Source organism: Pseudomonas sp. K2I15 (genome assembly GCF_002204795.1).
GTDB lineage: Bacteria > Pseudomonadota > Gammaproteobacteria > Pseudomonadales > Pseudomonadaceae > Aquipseudomonas.
This window is the reverse complement of sequence record NZ_NIXO01000078.1, coordinates 1-20,501: the sequence shown is the minus strand read 5'-3', so window position 1 is coordinate 20,501 and position 20,501 is coordinate 1. Positions and strand designations below refer to the sequence as shown.

The window sequence follows — 20,501 nt, the reverse complement described above, 5'->3', positions numbered from 1 at the left end:
TTTGATTTTGCTTTTGATCTACACCACTCAAGCCGGCCGGTAGGCCGCTGTGCTGTTGATCTGCTTTTGATCTTGATCTTAGGCGCCCCGTTAAACCACGCTGGCCGAACGCAGGTAGTACGGAGCGGGTAAACCGGCAGGACGCCGGTTTAGCCGCGACGGGGCAGGGACGCCCCGTCGCGGCGGCCCGCGTAGTAATGCCGGAGTGAGGGCACACCGAGCCCAAGCGAGGTGCCGAGTGGTGGGGCAAGAGCGTTTTGCTTACTTTTGCGCTTTTCAAAAGTGAGCCGCTGTAAGAGCGGAACCCATATCAGCCCCGACCAAAAAAACGGATATGCCCCCAGCCCAATCACCACCGAAACCTATCGGTGAAATAACGACTCGGCACCTCACCCAACACACGCTTGAACACCGTAGCAAACGCACTCGGGCTGCTATACCCCAGATCCAGCGCCACCCGCGTCACCGGTTCACCCTTGCCCAGCCGCACGATCGCCGCCAACAGGCACGCTTGCTGGCGCCATTGCAGGTAACTGATCCCCGTAGCCTGGCGAAACTGCCGGGTAAAGGTCCGGCGACTCATGCCCGCGCCGAGCGCCATGGCATCAATGCCGATTTCCAGCGAAGGCCCAGCCAGAAACCCCTCGCACGCCTTGGCCAATCGCGGCTCCACAGGCAACGGCGCACTGAGCGCCAGCACCGGCATCCGGGCAATCTCGTGCAACAGCAAGCCCATCAGATAACTGTCGCGACCACCCACCGCATAACGCGCAGGCACCTCAACGGCCTTCTCCAGCAACTGCCCGAGCAGCGGTGACACATCCAGCACCTGGCACGCTTGCGGCAGCTCCAGCCGCCGCGCCGCCTGCGGGCGAATGTAGGTATTGAGCATCGTCACCGGGCCACGCATCAACATGGCGTGGGACACATGCGGCGGCACCCAGATAGCACGACGCGGCGGCACAACCCAGTTGCCAGTGGCGGTGTAGACCGTGATCACGCCCCGGCTGGCATAGGCAAACTGCCCGCGCGGGTGAGCGTGGTCAGGGAACAGCTCACCGTCGGCATAGTCGATGGCGGTCACGACCACATCGCGCGGAGTGTTTTCATAGGGATGAATATCGGGCATGGCCTGATTCTAGCCTTTGTTGACCCACAATCGCAGGCGGGCCATCACCATTTGCGAAAAAATCTGCCTGATGCACGGCCTCCCGTCGTGCAACTGAAAACGGACCCGTCCCCGTGAAGCACAAACACCTGTTACTGGCCGTCCTGGTGACGGCCGTGTGGGGAATCAACTTCCCCATTACCAAGCTGGGCTTGGCCGAGATCAACCCGTTGCTGCTGACGGCCCTGCGTTTCACCCTGGCAGCGTTGCCCTGGGTGTTTCTGGTGCGACGGCCACAAGTTGCCGTGAAGTGGCTGGCGGCCTACGGCTTGATATTCGGGGTGGCGATGTGGGCCTTGATCAACCTCGGGATCACCCTGGGCGTGCCGCCCGGCAGTGCTTCGCTGCTGATCCAGTTCAGCGCATTTTTCACTATGGGTTGGGGCGTGTTGTTATTTCGGGAAAGCCTTTCCCTGCCGCAATTGATCAGTGTGGCGCTGGCGGCCATGGGGTTGGTGGGCATGCTGTTGAACGTGCATGGGCAGGCGACGATGCTGGGGTTTGCCCTGGTGCTGTTCAGCGCGCTGGCCTGGAGCATCGGCAATATCATCATCAAGTTCTGCGGCGTGCGGGAGATCTTTGCATTCGTGGTCTGGGCCAGCCTGTTTGCACCGGTGCCGCTGGTGCTGTTGACGTGGTTGCTGGACGGCTCGCAAGCCTTTACCGCCTTGCCTGCTCAGTTGAACGGCGTGGCGTTGTTCTCGCTGGCGTTTCAGGTGTATGGCGCCACGCACTTCTGTTACTGGGGCTGGAACCTGTTGTTGCGCGAATATCCGGTTTCCCGGGTGGCGCCCCTGTCACTGCTGATCCCGGTGTTTGGCATCGTCAGCTCGATGCTGATCCTTGGTGAGCACCCCGGGGTTTCGCAGTGGCAGGCCATGGGCTTGATTCTGTTGGCCTTGATCGTGGGTTTGAAGAAGGGGCGCCCGTTGTGGGTCAGGCAGGGCGGTCACGCTTGAGCAGGCCATACAGCGCACTGTCCGAGATCTCATCGCCCACCACCCAGCGCTCGCGCAACAAGCCTTCGCGGACAAAACCCAGGCGCTCAAGCAGTTTCGCGGAGCCCAGGTTGCGTGGGTCAATATCGGCTTCAAGGCGGCGCAGGCCGGCGGTATTGAACCCGTAGTCGATCACGGCGCGGGCGGCTTCGCTCATGTAGCCCTTGCCCCAGTGCTGACGGTTCAGGGTGAAGCCGATTTCGGCGCGGCGGCATTGCTCGTCCACATTGAACAGGTCGCAACTGCCGATCACCTCACCGGTGGCCAGCAACTCCACCATGCACACCAGGTCTTCACCGGCAATCGAGGCTTCCACCAGTTGGGCGAAGCGTCGGATGGCCTGGTCGGCGTGGGTCATGGCGGGGAAGGAAAAGTAGCGCATGGCCTCCGGGTCGGACCAGATCGCAAACAGCGCGCGCCAATCATCCTGATGGGGAGGGCGCAGGCCCAGGCGCTCGGTGGTGAGGAGAACGGGGGCGAAAAAGGGCAGGGTCATAAGGTGCTCGTCCGTGAAAGTCACGGGCGAATGCTGCCGGGATTGGCCGGGTTGTACAAGGGGCTGGGAAGGGCCGCTTCTACTCCGAGCGTTGCTGAACAAACCGTTCGATCAACCACCTCGCCGCAGGCGCCGGCGGCACATCCGTGCGGTAGATAACGTCGAACGTATAGTTGCCGCTTTCGTATTCCGGGATGTTCAATTTCACCAGCCGGCCACTCGCCAGGTCTTCCTGGACCATCGGGATCGGCGCGGCCACCGGGATCAGCTCGCTGCCGATACCCATCCTTTCGATGCCGTCGATGCCCCCATGAATCATCGTCCGCCGACGCCGATGATCGCTTCACGGTTGATCACCCGTTCAGCGACGGCGCCGTTTGGAATGACAGCGCGGTGTTGGCGGGCTTGGCCTGAGGGCATTTTCGAGCAGGGGGAAGCTGACGGCAGTTGGTTCGCAACTGCCGTCCACCTTTCAGCGTGTTGCTTCTTTCAGGTAGGTATTTCGGGCAGCCACGGCGGTAGGTGTGAAATCCGTAAACACACCGTCAACACCGGCCCGGAAAAAGGCCATGTATTCAGCCGCCGGGTCACCCTTGTAGGCACCGGCCAAGTATTTGGCTTCATTGCGGAAGGTGAATATATGGACGAACAAACCGGCCTTGTGAGCATCGCTGATCAGGTTGGTTGGCTTGAGGGTATCGACCTCGGGCAAACCGGGCAGGGACGACGGGTTTTGCGCTGAAGCGGCGGTAAGCGACATCGCTTCTGGCTTCCACGGGCCAATGCCGTCGGCGTAGGTTTTGACCTCGGCGAGCCCCGCCGGCGTCAGCATCGCACCAAACGAGCGTGGGTCGCCCGCGACGGTCCAGCTGTAAGGGCGGCCGCTGACGAACGTGTTGGGTTTATCCGTGATGAAAATGGTCTCGCCGGTCTTGAAGTTCACGCCGTTCCCGTCCACCAACTGAACCGCCCGGGTGTGCAGGCCGATAGAGCGCAGGTATTTCAAGCTGTTGGGGTCAAAGCTCTGCACAAACACCGGTGCGTCTTTGCGATTGAGGTCGTTGTCTTTAAGGGTCTTGAGAAACGCCGCCTCAAACGGATGAGTGCCCGGTGCGCCGCAACCATTGGCAATGGCCTGGGCATTGTTCCAGATCGGGTTTTTGCTTTCCGGGTAGGTCGTAATTACGCGGCCGGTGGCGGCGCTTTTGGCTTTTGCAATGTCGATCACTTCCTGGAAGCTCAGGATCGGCAACTTGCCGTTGAGTTCAGTCGGGCGCTCGTCGCGCGCATCGTACGTTGTGCCGCCAATCCATTGTTTGAGTTCGGCCAGGGTGAAATCGCTGATTGACCAGTCGTTGGTATGGTCTTCGCCATCAACGATCAAGGATTTCAACACCGATTTTGGGTCGTTGGGGTTGGTCAAGTCACTCAGGTACTGGGGCGGGCCATTTTCGGCGGTGGCGGGATACCGGACATTGACCACCACACCTGGCACCGTGCGCTTGCGGCGTGCAACCTCGGCGTTGGTCTTCGCGACGTCGCTGATATTCGTGTTGTCGCTCAACCAGGGATTGTGTCGCGCCACCAACACGCAGTCCTTGGTCATGTGCAGATCCAGCTCAAGCGAATCGGCACCCGCATCGGCCGCGTGCTCATAAGACGCCCGGGTTTCTTCCGGGTACAGCCCCGGCAGGCCGCGATGGCCGATAACCAGGGGCGGCGCACCGTCGAGGGTTTTGAACGACGCAGTCGGGGTGGACCTGCCGCCAGGTGAGCTTCCGGTCACACTGTCGCAAGCGCTCACTACCAGCAGGCTGCATCCGAGAACGATAAAGCGGGCAAGCAGAGTTTTGACCGCAGGCGGGCCTGAGCGAGTGTGCATGTGTCGTCCTTCAAGAGGGTCGGGGCAGGGTATCTGCGGATGTTGGCGTTGGCGTATGACAGCGTCGTGACAGCGTGTGGGCAACACAATGGCCACCTCCGAAGGCGACGTTGCCTTCAAGGGCCGTGACTTGCCGCTGTACTCCCGTGAAGTGGCCACCCTGGGGTTGCGTTACGACATCAACCACTGGACCCACAACCTGGACGTCTACGCCCAGTCCGGCCAGCGTGCACCGGGCACCGGCACCACCTATATCACCCAGCCGACCGCCGATGGCCAGTACGGGGAAATTCCCGGCTACGTCTCGGTCAACGTGCGCAGCGGTTATGACTTCGGCGCGCAGCTGTCGAACCTGAAGCTGGGCGTGGGGGTTAAAAACGTCTTCAACCAGGAGCACTACACCCGCTCCAGCGACAACAACTCGGGGATTTACCTGGGCGAGCCGCGCACGTTCTTTGTGCAGGCCAGCGTTGGTTTTTGATCCGCAGTTGATGTAAGCAGTCGCAGCCTGTTCCGGCATTGCCGGGGCGCGCTGCGATTTTTTTTGGTCACTGACTTATCCCACCGTCCTACTCTTTTGCGTAAGACATTCTGCGTTCACAGGAACTGAATCCGACAGTTCGGCCACACAGGGTTGCCCACTTTTCATACAGTGCCTGGACGATCAGTCCGTCGTGGTGCTCTGGAGGAGGAGGCGCTCCCTGAAAACCAGCCGAACAGGAGATGTCTATGTCGGTATCCGTGTCCAATCAGACCACCGCCTCAACCCACGACAGCACTGCACCCGCCGATCCCAAGGCAAAGACCGGCGCGCAGACTTCGCCCGGCCCGACCACCGGGCAGCAGCCGGGTGTTGTCAGCTTCAATACGCCAGAGAACACCTTTGGTCCGGTGTTCAGGGGCCAGCAGCCTTTGTTGCAAGGGCCGATGACTCCGCGTGGTTTTGGCGGTACCCCGTCGTTGCTGTCGCCGCAAAACGACGCTTCTCTGCTGGGTACGGCTGCACAACATCAGGGGTTGCTGCGAAAAATGAAAGGCTGGTTCAGCCCGGCGAGGCCGAATCCCGGCCATTGCCATCGGCCAGGTATCGGCAAACCACCGAAGCCGGACCCAGAGCCGTGCCGGCCAGGCATCGGCAAACCGCCCACACCGGATCCTGGAAATTGCGGGCCAGTCTTCGGGAGGCCGGACCCGCAGTATTCAAGGCGCAGCAATGACCAGTTGGCCGAGCAACTGCTGGCCAACTTCGATGCCTTCAGGGATCGGGGAACGCAACACATCACCCAGCGAGGCCTGGAGAACATGGCCAGCAGGCCATTGACCGGCAACCTTGCGGTTGACCAGAACATCCGCCTGGCCAGGGAAATCCTGCGACGCCCCGACCTCATGCAAGGCCTGGATCGCAGCGGCTCGACCGGCCAGTTGGACGGTCGATTCACCCGGCAAGACATCAATGCCGTGGTGGGTTCCGACAACCCGTTGAAGTATCAAGATGACAAGCAGCTTGCCCAACTGATGCTTCAGAACTTCAATGCGTTGAAGGGTGGTTTCTTCAGTAGCTCGATAAAAATCAACGATCTGAAAAAACTGGCTGCCATGCCGCTGACCGGTCGCCCGCAGACGGATTCACTCATTCAACTGGCGAGGGAAGTCACTCAACGCTCCAATCTGCTCAACCAGATGGACAACGTGGGTGGTCGCCCCAACGACGGCAAGATCCACAAAGACGCCTTGCGGTGGTTGTCCCGTTAAACCCGTCATGGCCGATCACGCCGCGAATTCTTCGTGGCGTGATTTATCGCAGGGCAAAAACCTCGAGGAGAGTGCCGAGGCCCGGCGAGTGAAAAACTTCACCAGCCAGCGCAAGTTTCAGGCGCCGGCTGCCGACGACTTCATCAAAGGCATGCGGCCCGATGGGCAGTTGCCTGCCGCTGAACCCTCTGCGTTCCGCCAGTTTTGCGCCGTGATGGGGTTTGTCGTTGGCGCGATCAAGGGCCTTTGGCAGGACGCCAAGCCGACCTCGTCGGGCTCCCGAAAAGCCGACTGATTTTTCGCTTTTTACATGTTGTCATTGGAACCCTTCGCGACTGAGGAACCATTGCCGTCGGGGCGCCACACACCTTTGGCTTGTTAATCGCGCGAGCGATACGGCCGTTACCGGGGTGATGTCCAGGCAAGTGTGGATCTAAAATTGGTGGAGATGAATCATGAGAATTGATGGTGGGTCAGGCTACCTGCAGCCCGGCGATACACGCCGATTTGACGCAACACCGGATGAGGGGCCGCGCGCTGCTCAGGCCGCTTCAAGCGAGCCCGGTGACGCTGGCCGGCAAGCCAGTCATCAACCGGGCGCCACGTCGGTTCGATCGTCCGGCTACAGGCCACCTTTGCGGTCGGCCAAGCCCTATGAGGTAGTGCCTCACCATCGCACGCTTCAGAACGGTGTAGCCCCTCGCGCCGGGTTGCCCAATCCCAACCTTCATTTGCCGGACAGCGAGTTGGTGAAAGCGCTGAAAGTCAGTTTTCCCATGCTGAAAGAACTCCATGAGAAGTGACGGGCTGACGCTGTCTTCACTGCAGCGAATCGCCGACAAAAAACTCGGCGACAACCAGGCGTTCGACAGTGCGATTTTGCTGGCCAAGGCGCTTGTCCAGCGCCCGCGCCTGATCGATGCGATCACCGACCAGGACGGTTACATCACCGGGGAAAGCCTTTCTAAAGCCGAAAGTGTGGTGTTCGGCAACAGTGACCCCGGTGCCTTCAGCCCGGACCCTTTCCACGCCAAGAGCAACGCCGAGCTTATCGAGGTGTTCAAGGCGATGTTTACTGAACTGCGGGACAGGTCCCGGGACCGTAAGGGGTTCTTTGAACACATCGGCTACGTCAACATCGAGTTGCTGGTTGCCATGAGCAAGGACCCGGACGAACTCGACAGCCAGGGCGAGCCCGTGCTGGACCCGGCCACGGGGCTGGCGCGGAAAAAATACGATGAGCAGCAGGTGTACATGGCGAAAAATATTGTGGACCGGCCCGGGTTATTGCAGTCGCTCGAAAGCGCCCACGGCAGTGGGCGGCGGATTTTCGGCAGTCATCACCAGGCGGGCTGGCTCAGTAACAAAACCCTTGATCGCTGGCTTGAACACAAAAAGGCCAGATAAGCCTCATACCCGCAGTATTTTCCCGCTGATCGCTACACCGATCAGCAACACGGCAAGCAGCACAAAGGCCGTGCTCAGGCTACTGCCATGGGCGATAAAGCCGATGACCGCGGGGCCGGCGAGAATGCCGGCATAACCCAGGGTGGTGATGGCGGGTACTGCAATGTGTTCCGGCATGACTTTCTGCTTGCCAACGGCGGTGTACAGCACCGGCACGATGTTGGAGCACCCGGCACCTACCAGCGCATACCCCAGCAGGGCGGTTTCCCACGCAGGTAACAGCGTTGCCAACAGCATGCCGGCCGCTGCGAGGGCGCCGCCGAATATGATCACCCGGGTTGCGCCCAGGCGGCGAACAATCCGGTCGCCGGTCAGGCGCCCGACGGTCATGGTCAAGGCAAAGGCTGCATAGCCAAGGCCCGCATAGGCTTCATCAAGGCCGCGCTCGGCACTCAGGAACACCGCGCTCCAGTCCAGCACGGCGCCTTCAGCGAGAAACACGATGCAGCACAGGCAGCCGATAAACAGCACCACGCCGTGAGGCACGGCAAAGGCCGGCCCGGAGCTTTCACTGCCGTAAGGCAGCAAATGCGGCCCGGCCTTGAGCAAGGCCACTGCCATCACCACGATGACGGCAAGGGTGGCCTGGAAGGGTGACCAGCCCAACCCGAGCAGCCCGCTGACGCCCGCCGCACCGACGATCCCGCCGAGGCTGAACAGGCCGTGGAAGCCTGACATCATCGTCTTGCCGCTGGCCCGTTCGACAATCACCGCCTGCAGGTTGACCGTGGAATCCACCATGCCCAGGCCGGCGCCAAATACGAACAGTGCGGCCATCAGCAGTGGAATCGAGGTGACCGTGGCCAGCATCGGCAGGGCCATGCAGATCAGAATCGTCCCGCCGGTCGCCACGCGCCGGATACCGTAGCGCGACGCCAGGGCCCCGGCGACGGGCATGGCGATTATCGACCCCACACCCAGGCACAGCAGCAACAGGCCGAGCGTGCCCTCATTGAGTTGGGCGCGGGCCTTGGCATAAGGCACCAGCGGGGCCCAGGCGGCGATGCCGAAACCTGCGATAAAAAAGGCGATGCGGGTCGACATTTGTTCCAGCCGCCCGGGTACCACGGGCGCTGGGGTGCTGATGGCGGTCATGAGAATCCTTTGTTTTGCGTTCAACGAACGATGTACAGCGCAACATCCTTGCACATCAGGCCGTATCGAGCGAGCCGGGTTCCCTTGGCGTGCTTGAACACAGAGCAAACAATTTGTCCTGGATCATGGAACGCGATAGGCCTTTCCAACCACTATCAGTTTGTAGGACGAGTAATCGTTTGATGTGCGAGGTGGTCTGGAAGGTGCGTAATCCCTGCGAGAACTGGCGAACCCCGGGCTTCTTGCGGCGGATTACCACCTTCCAGACCGATCTTCTCAATGACTGTTTCATGGATGGCGCAAGCGACTACGGGCATACACCGCCACAATCACGAAACATCCCATAGGCAACAGGTAAGCCAGCGCTACCGTGCTGTTGTCCGCCACTTTGCCCATCAAGTAGGGCATCAGTGCGCCGCCGACAATCGCCATGATCATGAACGAACTGCCGCGCTTGGTATGCGGCCCGAGGTTTTTCACGCCCATGGCGAACAGCGTCGGGAACATGATCGACATGAAGAAGAACACCGCGATCAGCGCGATCACCGAGATGCCTTCCAGACCAACCACCACCAGCGCACACAACGCGATATTGATCAGCGCATAAATCAGCAGCAGCTTCTGCGCGTTGACCCGCCCCATCAACCAAGTGCTGAAAAAGCGCCCGAACATGAAGGCCAGCATCGCGATCGACAGCAGGTAGGCTGCTTGCTGATTACCCATCTGTGCCCAGTGCTCGGTGACGTAGTTGATAAAAAATGCGCCGACCCCGACCTGGGCCGCCACGTAGAAAAACTGCGTGATCACCCCACCGACGAATTCCGGATACTGCCACAGGCCCTTGCCGGCCACCGGTTGCAGTGCCTGCTCCTGGGCGCGTAAATCCGGCAGCGGTGTGCGGACAATCAACAACGCCACCAGCAACACCAGCACGGCGATCACCACGTAGGTGGTTTGCAGCGAACTCATGTCCGAGGCCGGTGTGCTGCCAGCGCTGAAGAACATCGCGCCGCCAATCAGCGGGCCGAAGAATTGGCCGAGGCCGTTGAATGATTGCGCCAGGTTCAACCGCCGTTCGGCGCCCTGGGGTTCGCCCAGCACCGTTGCATACGGGTTGGCTGCGGTCTCCAGGCAGCCCAGGCCGCAGGCGATGACGAACAGTGCGAACAGGAAAAACGGAAAGCTCGCCGCCGCTGCCGCCGGCATGAACAGCAAGGCACCCGCCGCATACAGGCACAAGCCCAGCAGGATCCCGGCTTTGTAGCCGTGGCGGTCCATCAGTAATCCCGCCGGCAGCGCTATCAGGAAGTACGCGCCGAAATACGCGCTTTGCAGCAGCCCGGACTGGGCCTTGCTGACGTGCAAGACTTCCTGGAAGTGCTTGTTCAGTACGTCCAACAAACCGTAGGACAAGCCCCAGAGGAAGAACAGACTGGTCACCAGCATCAGTGCCCAGCGATAGGTTGGTACGGCGCGTTCGCCGGCGGCCACGGGTGTGTCTTTGCTTAACATGACGCTTCTCCTGTTGTTTTTATGGGATCAAGGCGTGCGATGCAGCGGGTATCAAGGTTGGTCGGTGAGGCTGAAAATCTGCGTCAAGGGCTGCCATTTGCCCCCGGGATCGGTCCACGGCGTGGGAGCCTGGAAACGCCACATCAGGGTTTCCCAGGCTTGCACCTCGGCGTTGGCGCGGGCGGCCTGGTCCAGGCCTTCGAAGCTGAAACCGGCCGTGGTGTCCATGACCATGAACAGCCGTGTACCCAGGCGCCAGATCTGCATCTGCACGATGTGCTGGCTGCGCAGATGCCCGGCCACGGCGGGCCAGATGCGTTGATGCAACTGCTGGTACTCGGCGATCAATGCCTCATCGTCGATCAGGTCCAGGGCCAGGCAGTAACGTTGGCTACTCATGTCAGTGCCCGGTCCAAGTGGGTGTAGCCACCGTCCACCACCAGCCATTGTCCGGTGGTGTGGGACGCGCGGGGTGAAAGCAAGAACAGCACGCTGTCGGCAATTTCCTCAGGGCTAGTCATCCGTTTACCCAGAGGGATTTTTTCGACGATGGCGGCGAGCTTGGCTTCGGGGTTGTCGAAGCCGTCGATCCAGCGCTGGTACAGCGGCGTCAGCACCTCGGCGGGCACCACGGCGTTGACCCGAATGCCGAACTCCAGCAGCGAGGCTGCCCATTCCCGTGTCAGGGACAACTGCGCACCTTTCGCGGCGGTATAACCGCTGGTGCCACCCTGGCCGGTGAGGGCGGTCTTGGAGCTGATATTCACGATCGCCCCGCGACTGGCCTTGAGTGCGTCGAGGCACAGGTGGGTCATCAGGTAGTAATGAATCAGGTTCTTTTCCAGGGATTCGACGAAGGCTGCACGTCCCGCTTCCAGGCCTACACCGTCGTTGACCCCGGCGTTGTTCACCAAGCCGTCGATGCGCCCGAAGCGTTGCAACACTTCGTTGACCGCCGCGCGGCAGGCGTCTTCATCGCGCAACTCGACACGGATGAAGTGGCTTTGACCTTGTTGTTCAAGCTCGGCAGCGAAGGCCGCCGACAACGGTTGATGACCGAAAATCACCGGGATCGCGCCTTCGGCGATCAGCCCCAGGGAGATAGCGGCGCCAATTCCCGAGCCACCGCCGGTGACGATGATCACGCGGTCCTGCAAATGCAGATTCATGGGCAGTTTCCTTCAAGGTGATAGACCCGCTGGGCGGTGCCCCCCCAGATTGCCTGCTGTTCATGGGTCGACAGCGGGCCGAGGGTCTGTTGCAGCAATTGGCAGGTGCGCTGGTATTCGCCGGCCAGCAGGCAAACAGGCCAGTCCGAGCCGAACATCAGGCGTTCGGCGCCGAACAGTTCCAGTGCCAGTTCGATATAGGGGCGCAGGGCACGGGCATTGCGTTGATCGGGCCCGGCTTCGGTGAGCAGGCCCGACAGCTTGCAACTGACGTGGGGCAGGGCGGCCAGCGGTGCCAGGTGTTCGGCCCAACCGGCCGGGCCGTTGGCGATGTCTGGTTTGCCCAAATGATCCAGCACCAGATGATGCTGGTCGTGGCGCTGGCACATGGCTGTGGCGGCGTCGAGGTCGGCACAGCGGATCAGCACCTCGTAGACGTAGCCGTGCTGTTGCAGGTGCTGTAGCCCATGGGAGAATCCCGGGTCAGCCATGAAGCTGGCAGGCGTAGGTTCGTCTTGAATCTGATGCCGAAAGCCCTTGAGTTTTGGTGAGTCGCACCATTGTTCCAGGTGCTGTTCAAGGGTTGGGTCGCACAGGTCGACCCAGCCGACTACGCCGAGTATCCACGGGTGCTGCCGCGCCATTTCCAGCAACGCATCGGTTTCCTGCTCACCGGCGCGGGCCTGCACGGCAATGCAACCATCCAGGCCGGCAGCGTCGAGCAACGGTCGCAAATCCTGTGGGACAAAGTCCCGCCGCAGGTCGGCTTCAGCCGCACCAATCCACGGATAATCAGCGGCCCGGTAGCGCCAGAAATGCTGGTGCGCATCGAGCCTCAGAGGTGATGGGGACGACATTATTATTGTGCTCCGTCCAATCAAATGTGTGCTTCAGGTCACGGCCGGTGGCGGTATTGCTCCCGGGACGCGGCTTTCATCTGGATCGAAAACCCCGGTGCCTTCGGCGGCAGATAAGCCGCGCCGCGCACCACACAAGGTTCCTCGAAGTGCTCGTGCAAGTGGTCGACATACTCAATCACCCGGCCTTCGTGGGTGCCGGCGATGCACAAGTAGTCGATCATCGACAGATGCTGCACATACTCGCAAAGCCCGACGCCGCCGGCATGCGGGCACACCGGCAGGCCGTATTTGGCGGCCATCAACATCACTGCCAGCACCTCGTTGACCCCGCCCAGGCGGCAGGCGTCAATCTGCACCACATCGATGGCTTCACGCATGATCAATTGCTTGAAGATGATCCGGTTCTGGCACATCTCGCCGGTGGCGACTTTGACCGGCGCCACACCCTGGCGAATCTTGCGATGGCCTTCAATATCGTCGGGGCTGGTGGGCTCCTCGATAAACCACGGCTTGGCAAACGCCAATTCGCGCACCCAGTCGATGGCGGTGTCGACTTCCCACACCTGGTTGGCGTCGATCATCAGTTGACGATCCGGCCCCAGTACTTCGCGGGCAATGCGTACGCGGCGCAGGTCGTCCTGCAAGTCGTGGCCGACCTTGAGCTTGACGTGGTTGAACCCGGCATCCACCGCTTCCTGGCACAGCCTGCGCAGCTTTTCGTCGCCATAACCGAGCCAGCCGGCGGAGGTGGTGTAGCAGGGGTAGCCATTGGCGTGCAGGTCGGCCATGCGTTCGGCCTTGCCTTCGGCGCGTTGGCGCAACAGGGCAAGGGCTTCGCTTGCGGTGATGCAGTCGGTGATGTAGCGGAAGTCGATGCACCGCACCAATTGTTCCGGGCTCATGTCGGCCACCAGGCGCCACAGGGGTTTGCCTTCGGCCTTGGCCCACAAATCCCACGCGGCGTTGACGATCGCGCCGGTGGCCAGGTGGATGGCGCCCTTGTCCGGGCCGATCCAGCGCAACTGGCTGTCGCTGGTGACATGGCGCCAGAAGCGGCCCATGTCTTCGGCGATCCACTCCAGGGTCAACCCCACCAGCAGCGGCTGCATGGCCTGGATCGCCGCGCAGCAAATCTCGTTGCCACGGCCGATGGTGAAGGTCAGGCCATGGCCTTCAAGCGCCGGGTTGTCGGTCTGCAAAATCACATAGGCGGCCGAGTAGTCCGGGTCCGGGTTCATGGCGTCGGAGCCGTCCAGGGACTGGGATGTAGGAAAGCGGATATCTTCGACGCGAATCGCGGTAATAGTGGTCATGAACGGCTCCTTGGCTCTTGTCAGGCGTCGACCGTGGTCTGGTTCTGTTCGCCAAGGCCTTCGATGCCCAGGCGGATCTTTTGCCCAGGCTTGAGGTAGACCGGCGTGGGCTTGATCCCCAGGCCGACACCGGGCGGGGTGCCGGTGGAAATCACATCCCCGGGTTGCAGGCTCATGAACTGGCTCAAGTAGCTGATCAGCTTGGGGATCTGGAAAATCATCGTGCGGGTGTTGCCGTTCTGGTAACGGTGGCCGTCGACCTCGAGCCAGATCGACAGTTGATGCGGGTCGGCGATTTCATCCTGGCTCACCAGCCAAGGGCCGAGCGGGCCGAAGGTGTCGCAGCCCTTGCCCTTGTCCCAGGTGCCGCCGCGTTCCAGTTGGAACTCACGCTCGGAGACGTCGTTGATCACGCAGTAGCCAGCCACGTGCTGCATGGCCTCGCTCTCTTCGATATAACGGCCGCCCTGGCCGATCACCACGCCCAGCTCGACTTCCCAGTCGGTCTTGTTGGAGTGGCGGGGGATTTCAATGTTGTCGTTGGGGCCGACAATGGCGCTGGTCCATTTGTTGAAGATGATGGGTTCGTCGGGAATCGGAGCGCCGGTTTCTGCGGCGTGATCGGCGTAGTTCAGGCCGATGCAGATGAATTTTCCCACTTGGCCGACACAGGCACCCAGACGCGGATTGCCCGGCACCAGAGGCAGGCTCGCGGGGTCAAGTTCTTGCAGGCGAGCGAGGTTTTGCGGCAGCAGGGCATCACCGGCGACATCACTGATGTGGGCGGACAAGTCGCGCAGACGACCGTCAGCGTCCAGCAGGGCCGGGCGTTCCTGACCTTTTTCACCATAGCGCAGCAATTTCATGAGCAATCCTCTTATTGGGAAGTGGGCGGTCAGTTGCTCCAGCCGCCGTCAATGATCTGGGTGGTGCCGGTGGTAAACGCGCTGGCATCGGAGCCAAGGTACAACGCCAGCTGGGCAATTTCCTGGGGTGTGCCCAGGCGTCCCATCGGCTGGCGCGCGGTGAAGGCGGCGTACACCTCATCCTGCTGGCGGCCTTCGCGGCTGGCTTGTTCGATGATGCGTTGCTGCAGCGAAGGCGACTCCACCGTGCCGGGGCAGATGGCGTTGCAGCGAATGCGGTGGGTGACAAAGTCGGCCGCCACGGATTTGGTCAGGCCGATGACGGCGGCCTTGCTGGCGCAGTAGGCAAAGCGGTTAGGCACGCCCTTGAGGCTGGAGGCCACCGACGACATGTTGATGATCGAGCCGCCGCCTGCCGCCAGCATCCCCGGCAGAAACGCGCGGATCATCCGGTACATGGCGGTGACATTGAGGTCCAGAGCAAACGCCCAGTCGCTCTCCGGGCATTCGAGAATGTTGCCGGCGTGCACCACGCCTGCGCAATTGAACAGCACATCAAGAGGGCCGATTTCGGCGGCGAGGCGTTGGATGGCGCTGGCGTCGGTCACATCCAGCAACACCGTTTGCGCACCCGGCAGGTCGGCGAGCGCCTGTTGATTGATGTCGGCTGCAATCACTTCGGCGCCCGCCGCCAGATAGGCTTCGACGCTGGCGCGGCCAATGCCCTGCGCGGCGGCGGTGATCAGCACGCGTTTACCGGTGAGGTCCATGACAGACTCCCTTGATTGTTATTATTGGCTCAATGGTCAGGCCATTGAGGGCGTAAAACGCCTGCATCTGCGGCATAGCGAACCGTGGTGGGTTTGCTATGATCAGCACACTGAAAACGATCCAATGGTCAGGCCATTGATCCAATTTTTAGCATGGGTCTTCCCGGTCAACAAGCGGCTTTTTTGTGAGTTGATCATCTGGACTGTGCCGTGCATGAATCGAGCTGAGCCTAGATGCCATTTCAAGTGATTGATAACCAACGTCTTTATCGACAGATTGCCGACCAGTTACGGGCGTTGATCGACAGCGGGGAATTTCCGCCGGGCAGCCGCCTGCCGGCCGAGCGCGAGCTGGCCAAACTGCTGGGCGTGAGTCGCGCCTCCGTTCGTGAAGCGATGATTGCCCTGGAGGTGATCGGTTTGGTTGACGTACGTGTGGGCAACGGCGTGCTGGTGTGCGAGCCGGTGCAACCGAAAGTCAGCCAGGAACCGGTGATGGCCCAGGCCACCCGGGATCAATGGAAAGAGTTCGATCCGGAACTCAATCTGCACGTCGACTTCAACGCCGAGATTCCGCCGTTTTCCTTGCTCCAGGCCCGTCGCCTGATTGAGCCGGAAGCAGCCGCCCTGGCAGCCAAACATGCCACCGACGAAGAGCTGGCAGGTATCCGTGAGGCGTTCGAGCGTAACGTGCAGGACAACCGCGAAGGCTCCCATACCCACCCGGGCGATCGCCTGTTTCACATTCGCATCGCCCAGGCCTCGGGCAATCCGGCCTATGCGCTGATGATTGCGCACTTGCTGGGGCATCGTTACGGCAGCATGTTCCAGCGGTTGCAGGCGCATTACACCTCGGACGACATGCCTCATCGCTCTGAAGACGAGCATCGCAAGATCCTCGATGCACTGGAGCAACGGGACGTGGAAGGCGCGCGACAGGCCATGCGCAAGCACCTGGAAGAGGTGGTACGGATCTTTATGCGGACTGCGCAATGACGGTGTTCTACGACGCCCGGGGGAATATCTACGGCGTGGTCAGCCCGGATTTTTTACGCAGCAAGGGCATCGGCGTACCTGATGCCGCTGACTTGGCCGCTAACACCCGGGAAGCTTGGGCCTTGGCGGCCATTGCCGCCGAGTGCGGCTGGGGTGCTTTGCCGCGCCCGGCGCAGGCCAAGGAGCATCGCTGTGACGGCTTGTTGGTGGGGCCGTTTCAGGCCGAGCCGCCCTTTGACGTATTGATTGTTAACACGGATGGGTCTTTGGCCGAGCGCAGTGGCAATGGCCTGACGATTTTTGCCCAGTCGTTAACCGACCAGGGATTGATGGCGCATGGCTGTGACCTGCGGGTGCATCACGACAAGACGGATGCACTGTCGCCGGTGGTCACGCGGGTTGAGCCTGCAGAGTACGAACAGGTCCAGGGTTTTTGGCTGGCGCTGGGGCGTCCCGAATTGGGGCCTTCGGCAGTGGGGGCGGTTGGCGTTGGTGTGGTCTGGCTTGAGGGAACCGAGGTGAGCCATGTCTCGCCCCTGGCTGCGCTCAACCCTGAGTGGAATTACAGCCAGTTTGTACGTGTGGGCAATCCTCATTGCGTGACGCTGGTGCAGGATGCGTCGGCGTTGCCGGACAACGCGCAGATGCATCGGCCAGCGTTGTTTGAGCCACTGAGGGCGATCGCTTTTGCGCCGCCTGCCGGGGCCGGTCAACCTTGTATTTCGGGGGTCAACCTGCAATGGGTCTCCCGGGATTCAGGCAATCGTGTCATCGCCCGTGTATTTGAGCGCGGCGAGGGACCGACAGCGTCTTCCGGGACCAGCGCCAGTGCGGTGGCATGCGCCGCCTGGTCTGTAGGATGGGTGACTGCAGGAGAAGTAGCCGTGGTGATGCCCGGTGGTACGGCACCGGTGCGCTTGCAGGCAGAGGCGGGTGAGCTACTTAGCGTCAGCCTGTTCGGGACTGCGCGGGTGCAAGCGCTTTGAAAAGGTAACGGCTGGCTTAATTATCTTTGTCAGTCGTTTCTTTATAAGTAAGTGCCCTTGGTGAATAGCGGTGTAAGAGTATTCCTGTTGGTGAGTACTGGCTGTTTAACTGCATTTCCGTAAGTCATAAAAGACCCTTCCATTATCGATGTACGAATCTTCTTTTTTATTTTGAAGCGGCCGAATTTCGCCTGAAATCGCTAGTATTCCTGGGGTTCAGGCACTTTTTATCGGCTTCGGATTGAGTGGCTTTATCTTCGTTTTACGGGGAAAGTTATTTCAGCTCGACAATGAATGGCGGGTAACAACGGATGTTCAGCACGCTTGTTTCGTCACGCTTCAAACTGATTGTTACAGGAATAAACCAGGCATTTGAGGTGCTGGCTTTTAAAGGCAGCGAAAGTATTGATCAGCCTTTTTTCATTGAAGTGCAGTGGGTCAGTGAAAACCCCTGCCTTGATCTGGAAAAGCTGCTTCACCAACCGGCTTATCTGGATTTTGGTGAACCGGGTGAAGGCCTTCACGGGCAAATCTACGCCATTGGCCGTGAAGACCCTGGCCGGCGGCTTACCCGCTACCACCTCACCCTAGCGCCGCGACTGGCGTACCTGGCCCATCGTTGCGACCAGCGGATTTTCCAGCAGCGCAGCGTGCCGCAAATCATCGCGGCGGTGCTTGAACAGCACGGCATTCTCGCCGATGCCTATGCCTTTGAACTGGGGCCGGTGGTGTACCCGCCACGTACGTTCTGTGTGCAATACGCGGAAACCGATCTGCATTTTATCCAGCGACTGTGCGAGGAAGAGGGCATCCATTACCACTTTCGCCACAGTGTGGATGCTCACATGCTGGTGTTTGGCGATGATCAGACGGTGTTTCGTCGTTTGCCGGCGCAGCGCTATTGCGCAATCGGTGGGCCTGCTGCCGAAACGCTGGTGATCCAGCGTTTTGATGTGCGCCTGGCCACACGCAGTGCTCAGGTTGTTCGGCGTGACCACGACTTCGAACATCCGGCGCTGCGCTTGCAGGAGCAGGCCGGAGCTTCGCCTGCGCTTGAAGACTATCAGTACCCGGCGGGGTTCACGGGGCATCTGCGAGGTTCACAGTTGGCCCGGCGTGGCCTGGAACGCCATCAGCGCGACCGTCATCGGGCGTTGGGCCGCAGTGATCAACCGGCCCTGCGTAGCGGGCATTTCCTGGCGCTGCGTGAACACCCGGACTCGTCATGCAATGACTTGTGGTTGATCACCAGCGTGCGCCACGAAGGCTATCAACCGCAGGTACTGGAGGAGGCGGTGGTGGATGCCGAGGCGTTCCACGGCTATCGCAATCGATTTACCGCAACGCCCTGGCGCGCTGCTTACCGCCCGCCGCTCAAACACCCCAAACCGCGAATCAGCGGCAGCCAGACCGCAACCGTCACCGGCCCCCTGGGTGAGGACGTGCATTGCGACGCCCACGGGCGGGTGAAAATTCGCTTTCACTGGGACCGGCTCGACAAGACCGACGACAAGAGCAGCTGTTGGGTGCGGGTGGCGTCCGGTTGGGCGGGTGACCGCTTCGGCGCGGTGATGATCCCGCGTGTGGGCATGGAGGTATTGGTCACGTTCCTGGAAGGCGACCCGGACCGGCCAGTGATCAACGGCTGCCTGCCTAACACTCTGCAACCGACGGCTTACCCCTTGCCACAACACAAGACCCGCAGTGTTCTGCGCAGCCGCAGTTCGCCGGGCGGGGTGGGGGCCAACGAGTTGCACCTTGAGGACCGCAGCGGTCAAGAGCTCATCTACCTGCGCGCCCAACGTGATCTTGAGCAGCAGGTAGGCCATGACAGTCGGCTGGAGGTTGTGGGCGAGCGTCAGGAAACCATCCATGGCTTGAGTGCGACCACTTTGGGGCATGAGGAACACCGCAGCATCGCCGGTGACCGCAAGGTGCGGCTTGAGGCAAATGATCACTTACATGTGCAGGGCAACAGCCAAACCCATGTCGGCCAGACCTTGGTGATCGAGGCGGGGCAGCAGGTCCATCTCAAGGCGGGTGCCAGCCTGGTTATTGATGCCGGCGCGCAGCTGAGTTTCAAGGCCGGGGGTGAGCATTTGCTGATTCAGGCCGGCGGGATTTTCAGCAGTCGCCCGATCACGTTGGGCGGTGTGCCGGCGGGGACCCGCGCCGCCAATCCTGTGGGGCCGGGTGACGTTGCTGCCCCGCCGGCATTCGTAGCTGTCGGGCCAAAGGTATCGGTTGCCCAAGGCGCAATCATGGCGCTTGCCAGACGACTGGATGCGGACTTCTGTCCGGTATGCGAGCGCTGCCGCGAAGGCATGTGCGACTCCACGGGGAGGGCGGCTTGATGGAGATCACGTCTGGCCAGTGGATGGCTCAACAGCAGCAGGCGGGGCGCCGGCTGTGCCTGGTTCTACAGGGTGAAAGCGAGGCGCGCGGTTTACTGCTGGCGACACGCACGGTGGCGGAGTATTGCAGCCTCTACGCCGAAACCTGCGTGGCGGAGTTGGCAGCGGATGGCCCGGTGATCCTGTTGCTCGATCACGTCAACGAGCCTGGTCTGGTTGGCTTGTTGCAAAACCCCCTGCGCAATTGGGGGTGGTTGGGCAGCTTGCCCGATGATGATTTGTCGGACGTTACCGTGCATTGGCGCGACAGGCTGGTGGCGGGGCCGACGGGGAGGCAGGCGCTGTACCGCTTTCACGATAACCGCACCTTGGCGCGGGCTTTGGTTCACCTGCCTGCTGAGGATTGGCCTGCCTTTCTCGGGCCGCTGATCAGCGTGTGTTACTGGCAGGGCGAGCGCTGGCGTTGTGGTGATAATCCGGCTCCGGGGACGTATCCGGTGCCTGATCCTGCACCGTGGCTGGAGGTGCCGAATCCTCAGTCCGGAGCGATTTTGCAGGCGAATATCCTGCGCTATTTGCTGGCTGAGCACAGCGAGGCGCTCAGTCAACTCGCGGAATTTCAGGACCCGAGAATCTGGCTGGAACAGGTGCTGGAGCAAGCGCGGGCTTGGCAATGGGAGAGGCCGGACCAGCTGGAGTTTTTGGTGGTGCGGCGGTTGGTGGAAGCCACTGGGGACGTGGTTATTCGATGGCAGCCGATGCGGGGGGAAGTGGCGGAGGATCATTTTCAGCGGGTGGTTGAGGAGTGGTGTCGGGT

Annotated in this window: 19 protein-coding genes and 2 pseudogenes; 9 read left to right on the top strand and 12 right to left on the bottom strand. The window is 61.0% G+C overall.

Going from position 1 to position 20,501, the window contains the following annotated elements:
• Positions 1 to 349: 349 nt before the first annotated feature.
• Positions 350 to 1,129, bottom strand: coding sequence for a helix-turn-helix transcriptional regulator (locus CEC48_RS28210; RefSeq protein WP_088426716.1), 780 nt, complete (start codon positions 1,127 to 1,129; stop codon positions 350 to 352).
• 113 nt (positions 1,130 to 1,242) lie between these two features.
• Between CEC48_RS28210 and CEC48_RS28205 the strand changes: the two genes are divergently transcribed.
• A complete protein-coding gene (locus CEC48_RS28205) occupies positions 1,243 to 2,127 on the top strand; it encodes an EamA family transporter (protein ID WP_088426714.1) in 885 nt (294 codons plus the stop codon).
• Here the strand turns inward: CEC48_RS28205 and CEC48_RS28200 are convergent.
• From CEC48_RS28200 to CEC48_RS28190, 3 genes and pseudogenes are all read right to left on the bottom strand, one after another.
• Positions 2,105 to 2,662: a GNAT family N-acetyltransferase gene (locus CEC48_RS28200; protein WP_088426713.1), complete on the bottom strand. Its 558-nt coding sequence runs from the start codon at positions 2,660 to 2,662 to the stop codon at positions 2,105 to 2,107. The genes CEC48_RS28205 and CEC48_RS28200 overlap by 23 nt on opposite strands.
• Before the next feature lie 79 nt (positions 2,663 to 2,741).
• A pseudogene (locus tag CEC48_RS28195) lies at positions 2,742 to 3,037 on the bottom strand (hypothetical protein); the annotation flags it as partial.
• Between the two features lie 97 nt (positions 3,038 to 3,134).
• The gene (locus CEC48_RS28190; protein WP_088426712.1) at positions 3,135 to 4,544 is read right to left on the bottom strand and encodes a glycerophosphodiester phosphodiesterase family protein; all 1,410 of its coding nucleotides are present in this window, start codon (positions 4,542 to 4,544) and stop codon (positions 3,135 to 3,137) included.
• A gap of 85 nt (positions 4,545 to 4,629) precedes the next feature.
• Here CEC48_RS28190 and CEC48_RS28185 point away from each other — a divergent pair.
• From CEC48_RS28185 to CEC48_RS28165, 4 genes and pseudogenes are all read left to right on the top strand, one after another.
• Positions 4,630 to 5,025, top strand: a pseudogene (locus CEC48_RS28185) (TonB-dependent siderophore receptor); the annotation flags it as partial.
• A gap of 248 nt (positions 5,026 to 5,273) precedes the next feature.
• Positions 5,274 to 6,296 carry a type III secretion protein gene (locus CEC48_RS31990; RefSeq protein WP_256579793.1) on the top strand — a complete coding sequence of 341 codons (1,023 nt, stop codon included), beginning with the start codon at positions 5,274 to 5,276 and terminating at the stop codon, positions 6,294 to 6,296.
• Positions 6,297 to 6,303: 7 nt separating this feature from the next.
• Positions 6,304 to 6,591 (top strand): hypothetical protein, encoded by a 288-nt coding sequence (locus CEC48_RS28175; RefSeq protein ID WP_256579792.1) that lies wholly within the window; start codon positions 6,304 to 6,306, stop codon positions 6,589 to 6,591.
• Between the two features lie 497 nt (positions 6,592 to 7,088).
• On the top strand, positions 7,089 to 7,703 hold the full coding sequence (locus CEC48_RS28165) for a type III secretion effector protein (protein ID WP_088426708.1): 615 nt from the start codon (positions 7,089 to 7,091) through the stop codon (positions 7,701 to 7,703).
• 3 nt (positions 7,704 to 7,706) lie between these two features.
• Here CEC48_RS28165 and CEC48_RS28160 read toward each other — a convergent pair whose 3' ends face one another.
• From CEC48_RS28160 to CEC48_RS28125, 8 genes are all read right to left on the bottom strand, one after another.
• Positions 7,707 to 8,858: an MFS transporter gene (locus CEC48_RS28160; RefSeq protein ID WP_088426707.1), complete on the bottom strand. Its 1,152-nt coding sequence runs from the start codon at positions 8,856 to 8,858 to the stop codon at positions 7,707 to 7,709.
• Between the two features lie 288 nt (positions 8,859 to 9,146).
• Entirely contained in the window at positions 9,147 to 10,370 is a 1,224-nt protein-coding gene (fucP, locus tag CEC48_RS28155; RefSeq protein WP_088426705.1) for an L-fucose:H+ symporter permease, read from the bottom strand.
• Between the two features lie 51 nt (positions 10,371 to 10,421).
• The gene (locus CEC48_RS28150; protein ID WP_088426704.1) at positions 10,422 to 10,769 is read right to left on the bottom strand and encodes an L-rhamnose mutarotase; all 348 of its coding nucleotides are present in this window, start codon (positions 10,767 to 10,769) and stop codon (positions 10,422 to 10,424) included.
• Positions 10,766 to 11,539, bottom strand: coding sequence for an SDR family oxidoreductase (locus CEC48_RS28145; protein WP_088426702.1), 774 nt, complete (start codon positions 11,537 to 11,539; stop codon positions 10,766 to 10,768). The genes CEC48_RS28150 and CEC48_RS28145 overlap by 4 nt, the downstream gene beginning before the upstream one ends.
• The gene (locus CEC48_RS28140) at positions 11,536 to 12,396 is read right to left on the bottom strand and encodes an amidohydrolase (protein ID WP_088426701.1); all 861 of its coding nucleotides are present in this window, start codon (positions 12,394 to 12,396) and stop codon (positions 11,536 to 11,538) included. Before CEC48_RS28140 ends, CEC48_RS28145 begins: the two co-directional genes overlap by 4 nt.
• A 38-nt stretch (positions 12,397 to 12,434) precedes the next feature.
• On the bottom strand, positions 12,435 to 13,712 hold the full coding sequence (locus CEC48_RS28135; RefSeq protein WP_088426699.1) for an L-fuconate dehydratase: 1,278 nt from the start codon (positions 13,710 to 13,712) through the stop codon (positions 12,435 to 12,437).
• Positions 13,713 to 13,732: 20 nt separating this feature from the next.
• Entirely contained in the window at positions 13,733 to 14,578 is an 846-nt protein-coding gene (locus tag CEC48_RS28130) for a fumarylacetoacetate hydrolase family protein (protein ID WP_088426697.1), read from the bottom strand.
• Positions 14,579 to 14,607: 29 nt separating this feature from the next.
• Positions 14,608 to 15,348 (bottom strand): SDR family oxidoreductase, encoded by a 741-nt coding sequence (locus CEC48_RS28125; RefSeq protein WP_088426696.1) that lies wholly within the window; start codon positions 15,346 to 15,348, stop codon positions 14,608 to 14,610.
• Positions 15,349 to 15,582: 234 nt separating this feature from the next.
• Here CEC48_RS28125 and CEC48_RS28120 point away from each other — a divergent pair, with 234 nt between their 5' ends.
• The 4 genes from CEC48_RS28120 to CEC48_RS28105 form a co-directional block, all read left to right on the top strand.
• The gene (locus CEC48_RS28120) at positions 15,583 to 16,344 is read left to right on the top strand and encodes a FadR/GntR family transcriptional regulator (RefSeq protein WP_076016736.1); all 762 of its coding nucleotides are present in this window, start codon (positions 15,583 to 15,585) and stop codon (positions 16,342 to 16,344) included.
• On the top strand, positions 16,341 to 17,330 hold the full coding sequence (locus tag CEC48_RS28115; protein WP_088426695.1) for a diaminopimelate epimerase: 990 nt from the start codon (positions 16,341 to 16,343) through the stop codon (positions 17,328 to 17,330). The genes CEC48_RS28120 and CEC48_RS28115 overlap by 4 nt, the downstream gene beginning before the upstream one ends.
• Positions 17,331 to 17,641: 311 nt before the next feature.
• Positions 17,642 to 19,684 (top strand): type VI secretion system tip protein TssI/VgrG, encoded by a 2,043-nt coding sequence (gene tssI, locus CEC48_RS28110; RefSeq protein ID WP_088426694.1) that lies wholly within the window; start codon positions 17,642 to 17,644, stop codon positions 19,682 to 19,684.
• On the top strand, positions 19,684 to 20,501 hold an 818-nt coding region (locus tag CEC48_RS28105; RefSeq protein ID WP_141099720.1), incomplete at its 3' end, for a DUF4123 domain-containing protein. The genes tssI and CEC48_RS28105, both read left to right, overlap by 1 nt.